19 protein-coding genes are annotated in these 19,594 nt (G+C 52.0%); 9 read left to right on the plus strand and 10 right to left on the minus strand.

Going from position 1 to position 19,594, the window contains the following annotated elements:
- Nucleotides 1–80: 80 nt before the first annotated feature.
- From OHJ21_RS17315 to OHJ21_RS17335, 5 genes are all read right to left on the minus strand, one after another.
- Nucleotides 81–1,064, minus strand: a complete 984-nt coding sequence (locus tag OHJ21_RS17315) for an acetyl-CoA carboxylase carboxyltransferase subunit alpha (protein ID WP_100538803.1) — start codon at nt 1,062–1,064, stop codon at nt 81–83.
- Nucleotides 1,064–1,957, minus strand: a complete 894-nt coding sequence (gene accD, locus OHJ21_RS17320; RefSeq protein WP_071218063.1) for an acetyl-CoA carboxylase, carboxyltransferase subunit beta — start codon at nt 1,955–1,957, stop codon at nt 1,064–1,066. The genes OHJ21_RS17315 and accD overlap by 1 nt, the downstream gene beginning before the upstream one ends.
- 92 nt (nt 1,958–2,049) lie before the next feature.
- Nucleotides 2,050–2,238, minus strand: coding sequence for a hypothetical protein (locus OHJ21_RS17325; RefSeq protein WP_006212044.1), 189 nt, complete (start codon nt 2,236–2,238; stop codon nt 2,050–2,052).
- A gap of 156 nt (nt 2,239–2,394) precedes the next feature.
- Entirely contained in the window at nt 2,395–2,889 is a 495-nt protein-coding gene (locus OHJ21_RS17330; protein ID WP_076324336.1) for a phosphatidylglycerophosphatase A family protein, read from the minus strand.
- Between the two features lie 145 nt (nt 2,890–3,034).
- Nucleotides 3,035–6,763 (minus strand): DNA polymerase III subunit alpha, encoded by a 3,729-nt coding sequence (locus OHJ21_RS17335; protein WP_486020668.1) that lies wholly within the window; start codon nt 6,761–6,763, stop codon nt 3,035–3,037.
- A 178-nt stretch (nt 6,764–6,941) separates the two neighbouring features.
- On the opposite strand from OHJ21_RS17335, the gene OHJ21_RS17340 reads away from it, so the two are divergent.
- The 3 genes from OHJ21_RS17340 (at nt 6,942) to OHJ21_RS17350 (ending at nt 8,178) form a co-directional block, all read left to right on the plus strand.
- Nucleotides 6,942–7,268 carry a YtrH family sporulation protein gene (locus OHJ21_RS17340; RefSeq protein WP_100538805.1) on the plus strand — a complete coding sequence of 109 codons (327 nt, stop codon included), beginning with the start codon at nt 6,942–6,944 and terminating at the stop codon, nt 7,266–7,268.
- A 3-nt stretch (nt 7,269–7,271) separates the two neighbouring features.
- The gene (locus OHJ21_RS17345) at nt 7,272–7,775 is read left to right on the plus strand and encodes a sporulation membrane protein YtrI (protein ID WP_100538806.1); all 504 of its coding nucleotides are present in this window, start codon (nt 7,272–7,274) and stop codon (nt 7,773–7,775) included.
- Nucleotides 7,776–7,866: 91 nt separating this feature from the next.
- Nucleotides 7,867–8,178 carry a YtpI family protein gene (locus OHJ21_RS17350; RefSeq protein ID WP_326114471.1) on the plus strand — a complete coding sequence of 104 codons (312 nt, stop codon included), beginning with the start codon at nt 7,867–7,869 and terminating at the stop codon, nt 8,176–8,178.
- A gap of 79 nt (nt 8,179–8,257) precedes the next feature.
- Here OHJ21_RS17350 and OHJ21_RS17355 read toward each other — a convergent pair whose 3' ends face one another.
- The 4 genes from OHJ21_RS17355 to OHJ21_RS17370 form a co-directional block, all read right to left on the minus strand.
- A complete protein-coding gene (locus OHJ21_RS17355) occupies nt 8,258–9,592 on the minus strand; it encodes a DRTGG domain-containing protein (protein ID WP_100538808.1) in 1,335 nt (444 codons plus the stop codon).
- A 178-nt stretch (nt 9,593–9,770) separates the two neighbouring features.
- Entirely contained in the window at nt 9,771–10,058 is a 288-nt protein-coding gene (locus OHJ21_RS17360) for a hypothetical protein (RefSeq protein WP_100538809.1), read from the minus strand.
- A gap of 139 nt (nt 10,059–10,197) precedes the next feature.
- The gene (locus OHJ21_RS17365) at nt 10,198–10,545 is read right to left on the minus strand and encodes a YlbF/YmcA family competence regulator (RefSeq protein WP_071218055.1); all 348 of its coding nucleotides are present in this window, start codon (nt 10,543–10,545) and stop codon (nt 10,198–10,200) included.
- Between the two features lie 73 nt (nt 10,546–10,618).
- A complete protein-coding gene (locus tag OHJ21_RS17370; RefSeq protein WP_100538810.1) occupies nt 10,619–11,785 on the minus strand; it encodes a DUF445 domain-containing protein in 1,167 nt (388 codons plus the stop codon).
- Between the two features lie 136 nt (nt 11,786–11,921).
- Between OHJ21_RS17370 and OHJ21_RS17375 the strand changes: the two genes are divergently transcribed.
- Genes OHJ21_RS17375 through OHJ21_RS17400 form a run of 6 tightly spaced genes read left to right on the plus strand, consistent with a single transcriptional unit; the run spans nt 11,922 to nt 18,636 of the window.
- Nucleotides 11,922–13,316 (plus strand): YheC/YheD family endospore coat-associated protein, encoded by a 1,395-nt coding sequence (locus OHJ21_RS17375; RefSeq protein ID WP_326119313.1) that lies wholly within the window; start codon nt 11,922–11,924, stop codon nt 13,314–13,316.
- Between the two features lie 14 nt (nt 13,317–13,330).
- Entirely contained in the window at nt 13,331–14,467 is a 1,137-nt protein-coding gene (locus tag OHJ21_RS17380) for a YheC/YheD family endospore coat-associated protein (protein WP_100538812.1), read from the plus strand.
- Entirely contained in the window at nt 14,464–15,837 is a 1,374-nt protein-coding gene (locus tag OHJ21_RS17385; RefSeq protein WP_326114464.1) for a YheC/YheD family endospore coat-associated protein, read from the plus strand. Before OHJ21_RS17380 ends, OHJ21_RS17385 begins: the two co-directional genes overlap by 4 nt.
- Entirely contained in the window at nt 15,834–16,940 is a 1,107-nt protein-coding gene (locus OHJ21_RS17390) for a YheC/YheD family endospore coat-associated protein (RefSeq protein WP_486020672.1), read from the plus strand. Before OHJ21_RS17385 ends, OHJ21_RS17390 begins: the two co-directional genes overlap by 4 nt.
- Before the next feature lie 59 nt (nt 16,941–16,999).
- Nucleotides 17,000–17,539 carry a GNAT family N-acetyltransferase gene (locus OHJ21_RS17395; RefSeq protein ID WP_326114461.1) on the plus strand — a complete coding sequence of 180 codons (540 nt, stop codon included), beginning with the start codon at nt 17,000–17,002 and terminating at the stop codon, nt 17,537–17,539.
- On the plus strand, nt 17,521–18,636 hold the full coding sequence (locus OHJ21_RS17400; protein WP_326114460.1) for a YheC/YheD family endospore coat-associated protein: 1,116 nt from the start codon (nt 17,521–17,523) through the stop codon (nt 18,634–18,636). Before OHJ21_RS17395 ends, OHJ21_RS17400 begins: the two co-directional genes overlap by 19 nt.
- Nucleotides 18,637–18,716: 80 nt before the next feature.
- Here OHJ21_RS17400 and OHJ21_RS17405 read toward each other — a convergent pair whose 3' ends face one another.
- Nucleotides 18,717–19,403, minus strand: a complete 687-nt coding sequence (locus tag OHJ21_RS17405; protein WP_326119315.1) for an HAD family hydrolase — start codon at nt 19,401–19,403, stop codon at nt 18,717–18,719.
- Between the last annotated feature and the right edge of the window lie 191 nt (nt 19,404–19,594).

A 19,594-nucleotide genomic window follows, 5' to 3' on the forward strand; every position in this document is an offset into this window, starting at 1 on the left:
TTTTTCCAACAACTAAATCTACTACAAAAAGTCTCATTTGTATAGGAACTTTGTCATATCGTCACATACTCATCAGACTTTTACAGAATCACGTCTTCCTGTTCCGCCTTTGCAAAATCGAATTCGCCGATCTTGCGGAATTTGCGGTACCGGTCTTCCTTCAGCTCGCAGGCATCCATGACGGATAGCTCTTTCAGCTGGCTGATCAGTGCGCTTTGAATGGCGGCGGCCGTCTCTTCATAGTTGCGGTGCGCACCGCCCTTAGGCTCCGGTATAATTTCCTCAATGACTTCCATTTCAAGCAGGTCCTTAGCGGTGATCTTCATGGCTTCCGCAGCCTGATCCGCTTTGGATGCATCCTTCCACAGAATGGATGCGGCGCCGTTCGGTGAAATGGCGGAATAGATGGCATGCTCGAGCATCAGCACACGATTGCCTACAGCCATCGCAAGAGCACCGCCGCTTCCACCTTCGCCGATGACCACACAAACAATAGGCACCCCAAGGGACGACATTTCCCGTAGATTACGGGCAATCGCCTCGGACTGACCTCTTTCTTCTGCTGTATTACCCGGATATGCGCCTTTTGTATCAATAAACGTGATAATGGGACGCTTGAACTTGTTCGCCTGCTGCATAAGTCGCAGGGCTTTACGGAAGCCTTCCGGATGTGGACTTCCGAAGAAACGCGCGATATTGTCCTTCGTATCCTTACCGCGCTGCTGACCGACCACTGTGACGGGAACGCCGTCAAGTTTGGCCAGGCCGCCGACAATGGCAAGATCGTCCCCGTAGAGACGATCTCCATGCAGCTCGATAAAATCCGTAAAGATCAACTGGATCAAATCAAGCGACGTCGGTCGCTGCTGATGACGGGCCAGATGCATTTTCTGGGAAGGCGAAATCGAAGAATAGATTTCTTCCTCCAAACGACTATATCGTTCTTCCAGGCGGGCGATTTCATCCGTGAAATCGATCCCTTTTTCCTGTCCGAATTGTTTCAGTTCATCAATCTTCTTGCGCATTTCGGCAAGTGGCATTTCAAAAGGCAATTCGCCTGACATCAGAATCCCCCTTTCACGGTATGCATCTCCAGCAGCTTACCAAGCATGGAGCGCATATCTTTCCGATGAATAACCATGTCAAGCTGACCATGCGCCAAGTTGAACTCCGCTGTCTGGAAATCATCGGGCAGCTTCTGGCGAATGGTCTGTTCAATAACGATACGGCCCGCAAAGCCGAATACGGCTCCCGGCTCGGCAATATTGATGTCGCCAAGCGTCGCAAAGCTGGCGGATACACCGCCGGTCGTCGGATCCGTTATCACTGAAATATAGAGCCCGCCGAGCTCGTTAAACCTGGACAGGGCAGCGCTTGTTTTGGCCATCTGCATCAAACTGAGAATACTCTCCTGCATCCGGGCACCGCCGGAGGTCGAGAAAATAATGAGCGGCAAACGCTTGTCCGTCGCAAACTCGATCGCTCGGGTGATTTTTTCCCCGACGACGGAGCCCATGCTTCCCGTGAAGAAATCAAAACTCATCACGGCTACCACAACAGGCTGGCCGAGAATCGAGCCTTGACCGGTAATAACCGCATCATGAAGACCGGACTTCATCTTCTGCTGCTCGAGCTTGGCCGCATATCCCGGAAATTTGAGCGGATCCACCGAGATCATATCCGCGTCAAACTCTTCAAAGCCTGTCTCATCCAGCGTCATCGCAATCCGTTCTACCGCGTTCAGGCGCATATGATGTCCGCATTCCTGACACACCTTCAGATTCTTCTCAAGCTCTTTGCTGTATTGAATGGTGCCGCACTTAGCACACTTATTCATCAGACCTTCCGGAATTTCCCGTTTCGGGCGTTCGCCTTCCTGAGGCTGCCCTGCCGTCCCAAGTCGTTCCGATGGGATCGTTGCGTATTTCCTTTTTTTCTGAAACAAGTCTTTAAACACAACTACACCTCTCCAGCCGTAAATTTGAATGGCCGCTGCAATAGCACATCGCCGATCCGTACGCTAAGCTTCGCTATGTAACCCAGATGAAACTAGGGGTGCAATATCGAATTCAACACTTCCTGTACTTCCTCAAGCTCTCCGGAGGGTACCAAAATCTCAAACTGCTGTTTGGAAAGATTCACAGGACGGCTTTGAACCAAAAAACCTTCTTCCGTTAGCCTGGTCTTGATCATTTCCGCCACCTTTGCAGTTGGCGCAATATAGATTACCGTCCACATGCCTTTCAGATCCCCCTAATCTCGTCCCACAGGCATATCCTGAGCCGATATAATGGATAATGATAACATACTTCAGTTTTTACCTCAACAAAGAGAGCAGGGGGCTGAAAGCCAAATCTGTACCCTTATGCAGCGATTCGACACCGCTCGCGCAAATCAGTCAGAGCCCGCGGTGTAATGGGCCGCATCGGGATTGTTATGCGCGATGCGCGAGGAAGCGGCAGCGGCGATGCCTGCAACGAGATCATCCAGAAACACATGAATCCCGTCGGACTTTTCATTTAATATCTCAATTACACCAATTTTTTCTTTGTCCAGATAACCGAAACTGGTCAGTCCGATCATGCCATATATGCTCGTGACACCAAGCGCCATGGTCTCATCCACTCCGTAGAGCGGTTCGTCTTGCTCCATAATCGATTGCAGCGGCTCCGGCAGCAGTTTCTTCTCCGCCAACTCATCCAGCGCAATGCCCGTATACAGCGTATACTGCACTTCGCGCTTGCCGAGAACGGCCCGGACGCTTTCTTCACACTGCTCGATGGTTAACTTCGGATGATAACGCTGCTGAAGCTTCAACACAATATCCGCGATGGAGCTTACGCTGACTCCTCTGCGGCTGAGCATGCTTTCTGCCAAGTCCATTGACATCACAAATCCCCCCCGCGTCTTTGGCCGTGCTCTTTCATTCCGGTTCTATCATGAAGAGCCTTCTTCATGCGAATACTCGGCCAACATTACCTGTAGTGTCCTAATTGTATGCGGGAGGGATGGGAAACGTTCTTAAATTTTCATGTCACTTCACTTTAACGGTGTCCTTGCCCAGCATGCTCTCCATTTCGGCAAAAAGCTCTGTCGTGGGCTTGATCCGATAGGCATCGCTAAGCGCAAGCACCTTCTGGCTTCGCTCATAAAACAGCACCGTCGGCACATGCCCCGGATGCTGCTGCAGGAGCTCTTTCAGCTTCACCAGCAGCTCCGATTGTTCCGCATCGGCCGTTATTTTCACAAACACACGCTGCCCAGCCTTATGATTCGATACGACGGTACGAGATTCCTTCTCGGGCGATAGGCTGCTGCCCGATGCTTCGTTTCCGATTGGGGTCGAATCATGACCACGGCGGGCGGCAAGCGGCTCCGGGGGCGGGACTGCCGATGAATTACCGGCCGAAACCGGCTGCATGCCGGCAGCCCCCGATTTTCCGCCTCTGCCGTTATTCTCTCCGCCGGATCTTCCTCTGCCGCTCGCTGTTCCCCGCACCTTGCTTCGTTGAACCAGTTGGCTCAAGGTTTGCGCCTCGAGCGGAGCGATTTCTTCGGCCAGCAGCTTGAAGCCTTCGTCCTGCAGCTGGACCTTCGCCCGTATCGCGAGCAGCGCGCCTTTTTCAATCAAATGCGCGCTTCGCTTCCACACTTCTGGGAAGAGAACGACCTCACAGCGCTCGATTTGATCCTCGCACTCCATGAAAGCCATCGCTTTCCCCTGTTTCGTCGTAATGGTCTTCAGTGTAACCACCATCCCGGCTACCGTAGCCATCGACTCATCTTCCGCTTCATGCAGATCCATTAACCGATCAGCTCCGGACTCCGTCAGCGTATCTTCGAAGCCGTCCAGCGGATGGCCGGACAAATACATACCCAGCAGCTCACGTTCGAATTCGAGCTGTTGACTTGCGGTATAAGGCGGGATGTCCGGATATTCAATGTCCCAATTCGTCGTTTCCACGAAGTCGAAGAGCTGAATCTGGAGATCATCCCGTTCCTTTCTCCACTTCACGGCCGCTTCGACCGTTTCGTCCAGCATGGCAACCAGCTGGGAACGATGCCCCTGCAAGGAATCGAAAGCCCCCGCCTGAATAAGCGACTCGATCACGCGCTTGTTGCATACGCGGAGGTCCACCCGGCGGCAAAAATCGAGCAGGCTTTCAAACGGCTTTTCACGCCGGATCTCGACGATATTCTCCACCGCTTGCGTGCCGACGTTCTTGATCGCGGCAAGCCCGAATCGGATTCCGCCTCCGGCCGGACGATTGGCTTCATCATCGCCGCCCTCGGCAGCAGGGCCGCTCATGACAGGCGTGAAATACGTTCCGCTTTCGTTCACGTCCGGCGGCATGACCTCGATGTCGAGGCGCCGTGCCTCCAGCACGTATTCGGCTACCTTCCGGTGGCTGCCCATAACGGCAGTCAGCATGGAAGCCATGAACGGAACCGGATAGTGTGCCTTAAGATAAGCCGTCTGGAAAGCCAGCACGCCGTAAGCGGCGGCATGCGCACGGGGAAATCCGTAGTTCGCGAAGCGGACGATCATATCGTACACGCGGTTGGCCTCATCCTCGCTATAACCGAGCTTGAGACTGCCCGAAACGAAATGGCTCCGCTCCCGGTCCAGCACTTCGCGCTTCTTCTTCGAAACGGCTCTTCGCAGCAAATCCGCTTCCCCGAGCGAGAAGCCGGCCATCGTCGAAGCGATCTGCATGATCTGCTCCTGATAGACGATAATGCCGTACGTATCGCCTAATATCGGGATCAGGTCCGAGTGGGGATACTCCGGCTCAATCCGGCCATGCTTGGCTTGAATGAACTTCGGAATAAACTCCATGGGACCCGGGCGATACAAGGCATTGACGGATACGATATCCTCAAACACCGAAGGTTTCAGATCCTTCAAGACCCGCCGGATGCCCGCGGATTCGAGCTGAAATACGCCCGTGGTATCGCCGCGCCCCAGCATCTCATACGTTAGATGATCGTCATCCGGCACTTGTTCGAAATCGAGTGTTCTGCCGGTCAATTCTTGAATCCATCTCAGCGTACGCTCAATAATGGACAACGTTCGCAGACCTAAAAAGTCCATCTTGAGCAGCCCCACACTCTCCAGATTCTCCATGGAATACTGCGTCAGCGCCGTCTTCTCGCTGCCTTCCTGCAGCGGCACCGCATCCGTCAGCGGATCGCGGGAAATGACAATGCCCGCCGCATGCGTCGAAGCATGACGCGGCATGCCCTCGACCTTCATTGCCATATCAATCAGCTCGCGCACCTTCGGCTTCTTCTCGTACTGCTCCTTCAGCTGCGGGCTTTGCTCCATCGCACCTGCGATGCTGATGCCCAGATGGTTAGGGATCAGCTTTGCCGCCTTGTCCACATCCCCGAACGGCACATTCAGCGCACGTCCCACATCACGGACGGCTGCCCTTGCCGCCATCGTACCGAACGTAATGATCTGGGCGACATGCTCTTTCCCGTATTTATCCACCACGTAATCAATGACCTCTTCCCGGCGCTCGTCACTGAAGTCGATATCAATATCCGGCATCGTGATCCGCTCCGGATTCAGGAAGCGTTCAAACAACAATTTATATTTCATCGGGTCCACATTCGTAATCTGAAGGGTGTAGGCTACCAGGCTGCCTGCCGATGAACCCCTTCCCGGTCCAACCGCGATGCCTTGCCGGTGGGCGTAGGCGATGAAGTCCCATACGATCAGGAAATAATCGCTGAAGCCCATGTTCTCGATGACGCCGAGCTCATAGTTCAGTCGCTGCTCCAGCTCGCTGCGTTGCGCTTCATCCTGCCACCGCTCCGTATTCCCGTAACGTTCTTGCAGACCGTTCAAGCAGAGCTCCCGCAAGTATTCGGCTGCATTCTTCCTTTCCGGAAGAGAGCTGTATTCCGGCAAAATCGACTTGCCGAATTCCAGCTCCAGGTTGCATTGGTCCGCAATCTTAGCCGTATTCAATATAGCTTCAGGCACATGGGGGTACAATCGCTCCATGTCGCTGCCGCTCTTCAAATAGAGCTGATTCGTCTGGATTTGCAGCCTGTCCTCATCTTCCACCGTCTTTCCCGTGCCGATGCAGATCAGGACGTCCTGAACTTCAGCATCGCTCTCGGCCAGGTAATGCACATCGTTGGTCGCTACCAGCGGAATGCCGGTCTCGCGGCTCAGCTGAATCAGCTGGGGATTCACGCGCTTCTGCTCCGGAATTCCGTGATCCTGCAGCTCCAGGTAGTAATCTTCTCCAAAAATCGCCTGGTAACGAAGCGCAGCGGCTTTTGCTTCCGCCTCCCGTCCATGAAGCAGATGCTGGGGAACCTCGCCACCCAAGCAGGCGCTGAGACATATAATGCCTTCATGATGGGCGGCCAGCGCCTCCATATCGATTCGGGGTCTGTAATGATACCCCTCCAAATGCCCGATCGAACACAGCTTCATCAAATTACGATAGCCGGTCTCATTCTTGGCAAGCAGAATCAAATGATAGATCGGCTGATCCTTGCGGCTTCCCCGCTCCTTGCGGGAGCCTGCCGTGATATAGGCCTCGCAGCCGATAATCGGTTTGATGCCCTGCGCCAGGCAGGCTTTATAGAATGGAATGGCACCATACATCACGCCATGATCCGTCAGCGCCAGCGATTTCATTCCAAGCGCCGCCGCTTCCCGCACCAGGTCACCGATACGTGCCGCTCCATCGAGCAAACTGTATTCACTATGCACGTGCAAATGCACGAAAGAGCTCATCGTAACGCCTTCCTTTCGCCGGTACATGTATATTTAAAATCAATCCAAGAGTATCTTAAAAAGTCTTTATACCATTTTATCATAATCCCGCTAGGCCCGCCCATAGAATGAAACTAGGGAGTACGTGGACAGGCGGTTGCCGTGACATCCACCAAGACAAGAGAGGAGACATGAGGGCATGAGTGTTTTTTTATCAAGAGCAATCCTGGACTTTTTTATAGCCTTCGGCATCGTGCTGGGGGGAGCCATGGTGGGAGGCGTGGGCGCCGTGTTGTCCCTGCAGCCCCCCACCCAGACCATGCTAGAAGTTGCGGACCGGATTAAGATATGGGCGCTTGCGGCTGCCATCGGAGGCACCATTGATCCGATGCGGGTCATTGAAAGCAACGTGGCCGTCGGCAATTTATCCCCTGCGATCAAACAAATTCTATATCTCGGCTTTGCATTTCTCGGAGCACACATGGGCAGTGAGCTGGTCAAATGGGTGTGCTCCAGCCGGAGTTAATCCATGCGGGTACCTCCAGCCCACCGCTTCCGCCCCTTCTATCAGGTTGCTTCCATCTTCGTGCTGGGGATGGTTGTCGGCAGCATCGTCTACAACTCGGTCTATCATGCAGCCTACAATAAACTATGGGAAACGAATCAAGGCCAGCAGATCCAAATCGCACAGTATAAAAAAGACATCGATTCGTTAAAAAAATACAATAAACAATCCACGGTCATCAAGGAAATCAAGATCCGCAGCGAGCAAAACGACAGGGTGCCGCTGGATCCCGTCATCATCAAAGAGCTCGTCAGGCTTATGAGCGACGATCTGGCTGCCCTTCGCGGCCGCAACGTGTTTGATATCGACGCCGACAGCAAGCTGACGCGCTCGCTCCTAAGCGACAAAATCTATACGGTTCGCGAGAAAGATTACAAGGTCCAGATCAGGACCATGCTGGTCATGGAAGGCGTACTGCAAATCTGGGTTAGCTTTGATCATGTGGATGCAAAGTCAACCGGATCATGATACAATACCGGTATTGTACATGATCGAATCTAACACGCTTGGCGTCGACATCGTCAATCGTTAAGCTGTTATGGACCCAAAGGAGCCTCCCATGATCACAGTCATCCACTATATCCTATACATGATCCTCGTTGTGTCCGTGGTAGCTGCCGCCCTGTATAGCATTCGCGCACGGCGAGTAGCGGATCCCGCTGACCGCGGCATCTATATGTCCATGATGAACCTCTTTATGGGCATTATGCTGGTTTCCCTTTCGCTAGTCTGCATGTTTCTGTTCAGCGGCTCCACGCCGGCTGTCATAGTAGAGGCCGTGTTCTTGGTGCTTGGAGCATTTAATATATTTTCCGGCATAAGAAGCCGCACCTATTACAGCAGACTGAAAAATTCGCGGACAGCCAGCTAAGTGAAATTGAACGAACAGGGGCATCCCGGAAGGTCCATTGCGACCTGGGGATGCCCCTTTATGTTATCCGGCGTTTGAGTTAGCCGTGATCGATCGCCTGCATCGTCATGACCGCTTTGGCAATCAGGTTTGTCTGATGCTGGATCTCAATCTCCATCTTGCAGGTACGACGGCTGATCTCCAGCAGTTTCGGCATAATGACGATCGGATCCTCAATCTGCACGGGCCGGATGAAATACGTCGACAGATGGTCCAGCACATGATCCCAGCCGCTGATATCCTTGGCCGCTTTAACCGCCGCTTGGCTCATCACGGTCGTGAGCACCCCTTGCGAAATCGTTCCAAGTTCTGAAGCCATTTGGGGCGTGATAAAACCGTGAAAGAACAAACGCCCCTCCTCATCCCGATCCTCTGCGATTCCGTTCCAGATCAGCTGATCAAACGTCTCGCCGAGCTGAGGCTGGTTTCGCGCATCCCGCAGTGCCCCAAGCACTTCTTTACGGGTGACCGTAGCAAGCAGCTTTCGGTTGCGATCCACAATCGGCAGAAAATCGATCCCTTCCCACATCATAATCTGCGCCGCTGAGGCGAGCGAAGTTTTCATGCTTGCCGTCACGGGGTTTCGGGTCATCGCTTTCTCGATCGACTGGGTTTCGGCGAGCCCTTCCACATCCCGAACCCCGACGATGCCGATGACCCGGTTCCATTCGTCCGTTACCGGATACCGGATTTCCCCGGTCGCCTGTGAAATCCGTTTGAATTCCTGGACCGTGACGGAGTTTTTCAACTGATGATTCTTCGGCTTATCATGAGCGATATCCTCCACCAGCATAATTTTCTTCTTGATTAAACGGTCAAAAATGGCGCGGTTAATCATGGAGGCGACGGTAAACGTGTCATGCCTAGACGATATAATGGGCAGATGCAGCTGGTCTGCCAGCTGTTTCACTTCCCGGCTGGTGCCGAAACCGCCGGTGATCAATACCCCCGCCCCCTGCTCAAGTGCAAGGAAATGGGCATCTTCACGGTTACCGACAATCATGAGGCTTCCGGCATCGATATATCGGATCATTGCCTCCACCTTCATGGCGCCAATCACATACTTATGCAGGCTTTTATTAAGCCCTTCCGCACCGCCAAGCACATGCCCTTCTACAATTTCAACGACATCGGCAAACGTAAGCTGCTCGGATATGTTCCGCGGCTTCCGTTCCACGCGAACCGTGCCAATCCGTTCCTTCGTGACCACGATGCCCAGGCTTTCCGCTTCCTTCACCGCCCGATAAGCGGTACCCTCGCTGACGCCCATCTCTTTGGCTAACCGTCGTACCGATATTTTGCTTCCAACCTTCAAACTTTCAATATGCTGAACCAACTGCTCGTGTTTGGTAATCGTATCATCTCGAACGTCCAACTGTTACACCCCCAGAACACTATCTGTACCATACTGTATCTATTATATCACGTCCAATGACGCTCCCATACCCGTCAGATACAAAAAACCTCCCCTGAAGGATAACGGATGGGCGATCCAAACCGTATCCCTTAAAGGGAGGTTTTTGTTCATCACAGCTTCCGCTGTGATTTGACTCTTAATTGGCTTCCTGGCTTTTCTGCTCCTCAGGCCATTTCAATTCCCATTGATGCAATTTCTCCTTGCGGATCTCATCGAGCGCTTTTTGTTTCGCTTCATCTACACCGATGAGGTAATAGAGATGCGAACCGATCACGAGTAGGGCAAATCCTGCCCAGACTGCACCGAACAGCGAAACCCATGAGAACCCGCCAGAGAAAGAAATGCTGGGAAGGGCGTATATCAACATGCCGAGTGCAACCAATAGATACGCGGTGTGTTTAAACTTGTTCTTCTTTTTTTTCATTGTAAACGCAGCTCCTCTACTCTCTGAAATCTATATTTCTACTCTATGAGGAGCTTGCGCAATTTATGAGACAAGTTTTTAAAAATATACCGAATTTGTCTTGAAGTTATCGGCACGCAACCTGATGAAGAGAGATCGTTTATGGTTGGGCTGGTCCGTACAGATGCTGGAGGCTGTCCGATATAATCTTGTTCACGTCTTCGATAATGACACTCAGACGCCGCTCAGCGTCAAACAAACGGCGGATGTTCAGGTTCAGGCTCAGCACCTCAAACTGCTTCTCCATCTTCTCCATTTCGTCCTGTGCCGGCATATCGCCGGACATCATGCGCTGTTGAAGCTCCATCTGGCGCTGACGGAAGTCATCCAGCATGCGTCTGCTCTCCGGATCTGCATCCACGAGTTTCATAGCTGAGGTAATTTCCTCAACTTCCTTGCTTTCCTTCATCGCTTTTGCCAAATCATGTGCTTTGTCATAAATGTTCATTCGTAATTCCTCCAATATATTCGGCCGAAACGCCGTTTTTTAATTCGCCTTTCGCCTTACTCCATCAAAAATCTTATCTCCACAGCATCGTCAGCATGGATTGGAACAATCCGATCACTCCGCCCAGCAGAACCCCAAGCCAGGTGATAGCCCTGAATTCACGGCCGGACACACTCAGGATGATCTCTTCCAGCCGCTCAATTGGAAACTTCTCCACCTGCTCCTGAACGAGCTGCGGTAAGTTAACAGCCTTCATGGCCGCAGGGATGCTTCGCTCAAGAAAGCCAAGTCCCTTATCGAGCAGTCCAGGCAAAGCTGCTTTAATGGCAGGCATTCGTGGTCCAATTACCTCGTCTACGCGAAGAAACTCGATTCGCTCAATCCACTTGGACCAAGGAAGCTTGTCATCCAATGTGCGTGTGATCCAAGCTAGACCAGGCTCACCCGCAGCATGTTCGATGATATTTCCGAGCGGCATCTCACCGTAATATGACAGCTTTCCTGAGATGATATCCGTGATGGTCTTGCGGATCTTCTCTCCCTCCAGCTGCTGAATCAGCATGGGCGTCAGCTTCTGGACCAGCTTATCCTCATCCACAAAGATCGAAGCCATCGTCCCCAGAAACCCGCCAGCCTTATCGATAAGCGAAGAAGCCACATCCGATAGCATTAGCTGCCCCTTAGCGGACAGCAGAGTGTTCTTCAGCTCCTTCAGCACAACATCGGCGGCAGCTCCGCTCCAGCCCTGAATCGTTTCCTCCGACCAGCCGGGAACAAGCTCCTTCAGCGGCTTTGCCTCCAACCCGTATCCGTGCCATACTGCTGCGGCGCCCCGGGCCGTAAGCTGGCGGGCCGATTGTTCGGCCCTGACCTTCAATTGCTCCCACTGTTCGGAGCTCCATACCTTTAGCGCCAAGTCTCCGAAGCTCAGCTCCGACCGGCTCCATTCCTCCAGCTTCCGATAGAGGCTGTCCTCTATCTTACCCCGAAACACTGGCTTACGAATAAGCTCCTGCAAGCCCTCGCTTGTCACCAGGTAATCCGAGACCACGCGTCCCAACGACTCGGCTATTTCGTCTTTACGCTTTGGAATGAGCCCTGGCGTGAAGGGTACGCGGCGGCCCAGGATGATTTTTTCTTCACGGGGATGAAACAGCATTTTTATCGCAAAGTGGTTCGTTATGCCGCCAACAAAAGCAGCAACGCACACGTTCACCAAAATAAACAGCCAGTTCTGCATTTTAAGCACTCCTTTTTCCCGAGCAGTACAATCACCAAGGGATATATGTCCTCATATGATGCATTACATGCAATGATCAGATGAAGTCTTTGTCTGTTCACTTAAGTATCCAGTTGTTGTCGGAAGGAGATCCATCATGCGCAAATCCAAGATCAAATCCAACACCAAATCCAAGGTATCGGTTCAATTAATCCGCTCAGCCCAGCTTTCGGATAACGATATCAAGCTTGGTGACCGGCTCATAAGACAGCTCCGTATCCCGACAGATTCACCGATACAGCTTGCCTTTGGCTCCTTCAAGCAGGAAATCCGTGTTACCTCGGGAGGAAAATCGAACTCGCTGGCCCTTAGCCCTTCCGTATTCAGCCATTCGGGACTTCTTCCGCGTACCGTCATGAATGTCAAATATTATCCAACGGAAAGAACACTGAAGCTCGGTCCGCTTATCGGGATCATGGTCAGCCGCTACCAACCGGATGAACCTGATAAACCTTTCGGATCGATCTCAGCTTTCTGCCTGGAAATGGTCAACGCGGCCAAGAAACAAGGCGCATATGTATATTTTTTCACCCCTGACATGATCGGTTCGAACCCGTCAACACTTGAAGCTATTATCTATGACACGGGATGGAAAAAGCTCAGCGTTCCAGCTCCGGACGTCATTAATAACCGGCTGTCTACCCGCAAACTGGAGAATAGTCCTAGCGTACAGCATTTTATGAGAGAAGTAAAATCGCGATTCGGCACCCATATCTTTAACGAGAAATTTCTCGATAAATCCGATGTCTTCGAGGCACTCGGACCTGATGCGAAACTCCAGAAATATTTGCCCGAATCCTATTTGCTCAGCGGTTATCCGACGCTAAAAAAAATGTGCGCCACTTATCGGACGGTCTTCCTGAAACCGGTGCGGGGAAGTCTGGGAAAAGGCATCATCCGGATATCCCGCCAAGAGAACGGCAAATATCAAACGATGACCACCTCTCTTGAAGGAAGCAAGAAGAATACCTACTCCTCACTTCCAAAGCTGTTCAGCAGCTTATCCGGGAAAATAAAAAAAACGCGTTATCAAATTCAGCAAGGATTGGATTTGATTCGCATCAACCGGCGAAACGTTGATTTTCGCGCGCTTGTTCATAAAAACAAAAATGGCAAATGGGCAGTGACTTCGGTCGTGGCCCGTATTGCCGGCGGAAACCACTTTGTTTCCAATCTTGCCAGAGGCGGTACGTTATCTTCCGTCAAGGACGCACTTGCCATGAGCAGTATCCCGTTAACCTCCAAGCAAACGGCCCCCGCCCGAATGAATCAGGCGGCACTCGATATTGCTCATGGACTGGAGGCTGCCATTCCCTATCATTTCGGAGAGCTGGGCATTGACTTGGCGATTGATACAACTGGACGCATTTGGCTCCTAGAGGTCAACTCCAAGCCGTCCAAAGGCGAAAACGCACCGCTGAATGCCGACTCCAAAGTAAGACCGTCAGCCGTACGACTCGTTCAGTACTGTCAATACTTGACGGGTTTCTAAAAAAGGAGAACCCTATGTCCTCAAACAAGATAGGCACCCTGGGTGTCATGGTATGCCGCAAACCGGGCTTCCCTCCCTTTGGCGAGAAGGAATTTCTCCGAGAACTCAGCTCGAAGGCCAAGGAACTCGGCATGCAGGTATTTGTTTTTTGTCCGGATGATGCCTCCCCTGCTTCTGGTGTTGAAAGCTCCATAGACAGGATCCAAGGATATCATTTCAATCCGGGAGAAGGCTGGAGTTTCCGCACCTTTCCTCCTCCTGACGTCATCTATGACCGATGTTTGCATCGAAACGGTGAGGAAACGGCTGCCGCCGGTGAGTGTCTGAACCGAATGCTGCAGCAGGGCGTAAGGCTGTGGTCACGCGGTCTGCCCGGCAAACAGAAAGTGCATCAATTATTAAAGCGCTCTTCCGCCTTAAGGCCTTATCTGCCGGCAACCTTAAGTTATGCGGGGGCCGAATCACTGAGCAGGGCTTTGCTGGCTTTTGGCAGCAGACTTTTCATGAAGCCTAGCGGAGGCTCTCAGGGCCGTCATACTTTGTACCTCGCTTTGACAGATCAGCAGCGTGTCAGACTGCAAGGAAGGGATCGGAGCAATCGCATATTTCAGCAGACCATTCCCGCACAAGAGATGAACGAATGGGTGAGGCGATTTACCGGCCGACGCCGGTTTATCATTCAACCCTACCTGGAGCTTCGCAACCGTAACGGGGATCCGTTTGATATTCGGTCATTGGTTCAAAAGAATGACCGCGGCAGATGGTCCATCACAGGAATCGCCGCACGGCAAGGCGTAAGCCAAGGGCTGACCTCAAACCTTCACGGAGGAGGCACGGCATTTCCAGCCCTTCCCTATCTAACGACTGATTTCGGAGAAGAAAAGGCTATGAAGATCATTCAGAACATCCGGGATCTGTCCGCTCAGCTTCCGTCTCTGCTCGAAGAAGGATTCGGCCGACTTGGCGAGCTGGGAATCGATTTTGGCGTGGATACAAAGGGACGGGTCTGGATCCTGGAGGTCAACTCCAAACCGGGCCGCCGCGCATTTACACTAACGGGAGATGGTCACGCAGCCCGGCTGTCCGTCGAACATCCGATTCAATACGCCCGTTATTTATTGCTTCGACAACTTAGGAGGGTAAATACATGAGTTTGAATTTCGGAAATATTCATTTCTCGCAGCAGCCCGAAAAAGTCGTCTTTTTATCCGGTTCGCTTCTAAAGAGCCTGGGGCTATCAAGCAGGAAATCGATTAAGCTTCGCATCGGTACCAACACGGTGTCCGCTGCTGTGAAACCGATAGAGCGATCGGGGAAACACATCTATTTAAGCAATGGTGTCCGAAACGGAATCCACGTTCCCAGACAGGGCCCTGTCTATATTCATTCCCCCCGTGAGGGAGAAATCGAGCTGGGGCCCGTGGTTGGGGTTCTGTCCGACGGACCGCATAATCCATCCAGTCCTTTTGGAGCCCGAACCTCGTATATTCGTCAGCTTCTTCGTGAGGGCAACAAAAAAATGTTCGTATATGCCTTTGCCCCCCGGGATATCAACTGGCAGCGCGAAACCGTTCATGCCTATATGCTCGGTTCCGGCGGCGGCTTTGTCCGCAAAACCGTTCCACTCCCTGATGTCGTCTACAATCGTCTGCCTAGCCGGAAAACCGACTTCTCCCCTTTTACCAATCAACTGAGAGATCGGTTTCTGAAGCGCAACATCAAGTTCTTCAACTGGGCCTTCTTCAATAAATCCGATGTGTACTCACAGCTGGACGGCGACGTGCAGGCAGGCAAATATTTGCCGGAAACGTATAACAATCCTAGTCCCGAGCGGATTAAGGATATGATGGAACGCCATAACTTTGTTTATTATAAACCCTCAGCCGGAAGTTTAGGACTCGGGATTTACCGGTTGACCTATCTTCCCAAAAAAGGATACTTTGCGCGATATCACGGAAACGGGGGCAACACCCTCCTCAAGTTCCCGAACTTTAATAGTTTGATGCGTATGCTTCAGGCTAAACACGGCTCCAAGCTGCGAAACTATGTTATTCAGCAAGGAATCCGCCTTATTGAAATCGATGGCTGCCCCATCGACTTCAGATTCCATATGCATAAGAACAGCAAAAACCGCTGGTCCGTGGTTGGTATCGGCGCCAAAAAAGCCGGACGGGGAAGCGTCACGACGCATATCAAGAACGGGGGCTCCTTGATGACGCCGGAGCAGGCGCTCAGCCGGGCCTTCGGCTCCAAAGCACGAGATGTGCTGGAGCGTGCCAAGGACGCCGCCATCGCGATGTCGGAAGCCATCGAGAATCATCATCCGCATCTGTTAGGAGAAATCGGATTCGATATCGGAATAGATGATAACGAGAGAATATGGATGTTTGAAGCAAATTCGAAGCCGGGCCGATCGATATTCAACCACCCTTCCCTGCGAGGGGAAGGAAAAGCATCGGTCGAGCATATTTTTGAACACAGTATGTATCTCAGCGGCTTCCACAGGGGGAATGACTCGTGATCAACCGAGTGGAGAGTGATGGAAGACCGGTTGTAGCCATCCTGACCATGCACGATTCGCATACGATGTTCAGGGGCAACCGGCAAAATTTTCAGGAAATCATCAAGACGGGAAAAGATATGGGCTTTCTGGTCTATGTAGTGACTGTACGCGATTTGAAGCTTGATACGGGTGCCGTCAAGGGCTACATGCTGAACAACGACCATTCCTGGGAGCAGAGGCTATGCCCTCTGCCCCAGGTTATATATAACCGGATCCCCTACCGAGAGGATGAAGCGCTCCCTTGGGTTCGCCGCAAAATCAAGGAATGCCAAAAACATCCCCATATCGATATCTACAATCCACACTTCTTCAATAAGTGGCGACTGTTTGCATGGTTGAACAAATCACGGTTAACCAAAAAGTGGGCACCTCTGACCAAGCGTTTGAAGGGTTACCCCACTTTATATGAAATGATAAAGCGGAAGCCTTACCTGTATCTTAAACCCGAGGACGGCAAAGCCGGGCAGGGAATCATGAGGGTAAGTTACCAGAAAAACAAATCGCTCCCCTACCGCATACAGATACAGAACAACAAAAACAGCACCACATACAAAGCAGCCTCCTTAGAGCGGCTTTGGAACCGGGTTTATCAGGAGACTAAAGGAAGCTCATACCTGATTCAGCAGGGAATCGAGCTGGCCCAGGTCCACGGACGCGCCTTTGACCTCCGCATACTTGTGCAAAAGAACGAATACGGTTCCTGGGCAGTTACAGGAATTGGAGCTCGAATGGCCGGCGCCAAGAGCATAACCACACATGTTCCTCGCGGAGGAACGATTGAGGATCCGGAGAAGCTGCTTCCGATTGTATTCGGTCAGGAACGGTCCGATGCCATCCTAGGTGAAGTTAAGAAAGCAGCCGTGCATATGGCACGGCAGATTGAGAAGAGCTCCGGTCAGATCCATGGCGAAATGTCCATGGACCTCGGAATTGATAGCGAAGGCGTCCTTTGGTTCTTCGAAGCCAATTCAAGACCCATGAAATTTGACGAACCCGCGATCCGGAAAAAATCACTGGAGCGGATTTTTCAATATTCCGAATACCTGATCAATCAAAGATAGTCCCTGCATCATCTAAATCTAAAGCATCGGTTAAGGAAGACATGAAAGGAGGGGATCATGTGGAAATCTCATGTCTCACTCTCTCAAGCCCGGAAGAATGGCCGCCTGCCAGACAACAGTGCAGCGATTTCTTCCGGCGTTACGGCAACAAACGTTTAACCCGTGAAGGTTACCAGCGCCTGGCCTCGCTATCCTATGACGATCTGCTGCAGCCCGGCACCTCGATCATGGCAGCTACGGTTCGAAGCGATATCGGACGCATACCTGTGGGGATTTGCTTAGCGGCGGATTATGGAGAAGATGCCTGTATGATTGCTGTACACCCTCTATACCGCAACCGGCATATCGGCTCTTCCCTGATCCGCTCACAATTATCCAAATTCGGGCGGCTGCGATGCAAAGTGGCCGCCGATCATTCCGCAAGCTTGCAAATGTGCTTTCATGCAGGGCTCCAGGCCATAGCGCTTGAGCAAGGTCCGACGGGTAAACCTACGCTCGTTATGAGCGGAACCCTTCCCCTGCATCCATTCCACAGTTCTTCAGCATCTCGTGCTGACTCTGTTCAAGAAGGTGAACTTCTGTGTCAAAACCCGTATTAGGTATTATGACGTTATACTTGGATGAACGGAAAACGCTGGAGGAGCGGCATATCTACGAGCATATGATCAGGGAAGGAAAAGCGATGGGGCTTGACGTTTACGTCTTCACTCCCGCCGACGTTAACAGTGCCCAAGGCCTGATCAACGCCATGGAATACGATCCCGATCACCGGAGATGGAGCCGGAAATGGCGCTCGTTTCCCAATATGATTTTTGATCGCTGCCGCATTCAAAAGAGCCCCCGCTTCCAACAGCTGCTGCGCTTTCGTTCCCGCTATCGGTATTTGCTGTTTCTGAACCGACCATTACGCAACAAATGGACGATTCATCAAGTACTGTCCACCAAGAAACGCTTCCGCCCCCATCTGCCGGATACCCGGATCGTAACAAGCGCAGGTGATATCCACCGGATGCTAAATGTTCATCCTACCGTCTATTTTAAACCGATCAACGGAACGGGCGGACGCGGAATTCTGCGGATTACGAAGGTCCCCGGTGTTACGGGCACGTATGAAATCCGGGGACGCAATTCCAACCGGAGCATCATTAGACCGAAACGAATGCCTTCAGGCCATTTGGCGCAATATTTGTCGGGCTGGGGCAATAAAGATCGATATCTGGTTCAAGAAGGGATACAGCTCGAACTCCCGGATGGAAGAGTGCATGATTACCGGATGCTCGTACAGAAAAACGGAGCAGGCCAATGGCAAGTGACCGGTTGCGTGGGGCGCGTCGGGGCGCCGAAGAGCGTTACCTCCAACCTGCATGGCGGCGGACGCGCGACCATGATGGAAGAATTGTTAAGTAAATGGATCACGGATCCGGTAAAGCGCGCCAACATTCGCGAGGAAGCCGATTCCCTCGGTGTGGATGTAGCCCAATTTCTTGACGGACAGTATGGAGGCTTGTGCGAGCTTGCCCTGGATCTGGCCGTGGACAAAACCGGAAGAATTCTTCTCCTCGAGGTGAATCCGAAGCCATCAAGGGAAGTCTTCTCCCAAATCGGCGATATGGCCGCCTACCGTGAATCCATGGTGAAGCCTTTGGAGTATGCGCTGTGGGTGTACAGTCAAAAAAAATCCGCGAAAAATGCGTAAGCCAGAAACGCACAAAGGCTGCTTCCAAGAGGGTACTTGCTACTCTTGGGAACAGCCTTTGTGACTCCTATCTATCCTATCTACTCGGCTTGATCATGAAGCTTCAGCAGGTGTGAAAAAGAATGAATAACGACGTCGGATCCCTTCAGCTCCTGCTCCCCGCCAAAGCCTGCATAGCGGCAGCCAATGACGGTTTGTCCGTTCTCTTTGCCTGCCTCCACATCCGATGACCGGTCCCCTACCATCCAGGCGTCCCGGATATCATGTTCATCCAGCAGCAGTCTTACCAAATCCACCTTGGAAGCCGTTCCATGCTCTCCGGCACTGTAGACGCCTTCAAAAAGCGACATGATCCCTCTCGCTTCGGCTATGCCTTTCACGTAATGCTCCAGGCCGTTGCTGGCAACAAACAATCGGACACCGCGCCGTTGAAGCTCCTCCAGCGTCTCCTTCACCTCAGGATACAATACGGCTGCTTCATTGTTTAAGCCTTCGAGCTCCAGCCGCAGCAGCAGCTCGTCGGCACGGCGATGGGCCGCCTGCGTTCCATTCGGTATGACAATCTTCCAAATGTCTTCGAGCAGCATTCCCAGACATCCAAGCATGAGCTCCTCATCCGGCGTTTCTCCCTCATAATGCCCCTCTTCACGCAAAATGTCGAACAATTTGTGATAGGCGGGCAGCAGCAGGGTCTCCGTCTGAAACAGCGTTCCATCCATGTCAAATATCATCGCTTCCGGCTTGATCAACGTTGCTGTATTTTCCAATTTGGTCCTTCCCTTCCCTTTGCTCCATATAATCTGATTCTAGTCTAATCTTTCCTCATCATATAGGAACCATATCACATCTGCAAACCTCATTTCCTCATTACTTTTGATCTATCGCCTATAAAATATGCGTAACTAGGGGAGCTTTATAGTTGTTATACATATAACGAGTACGAATGAGAGGGTGATTG

Source organism: Virgibacillus sp. LDC1, assembly GCF_025792345.1.
GTDB classification, from domain to species: domain Bacteria; phylum Bacillota; class Bacilli; order Paenibacillales; family Paenibacillaceae; genus Paenibacillus_AQ; species Paenibacillus_AQ lautus.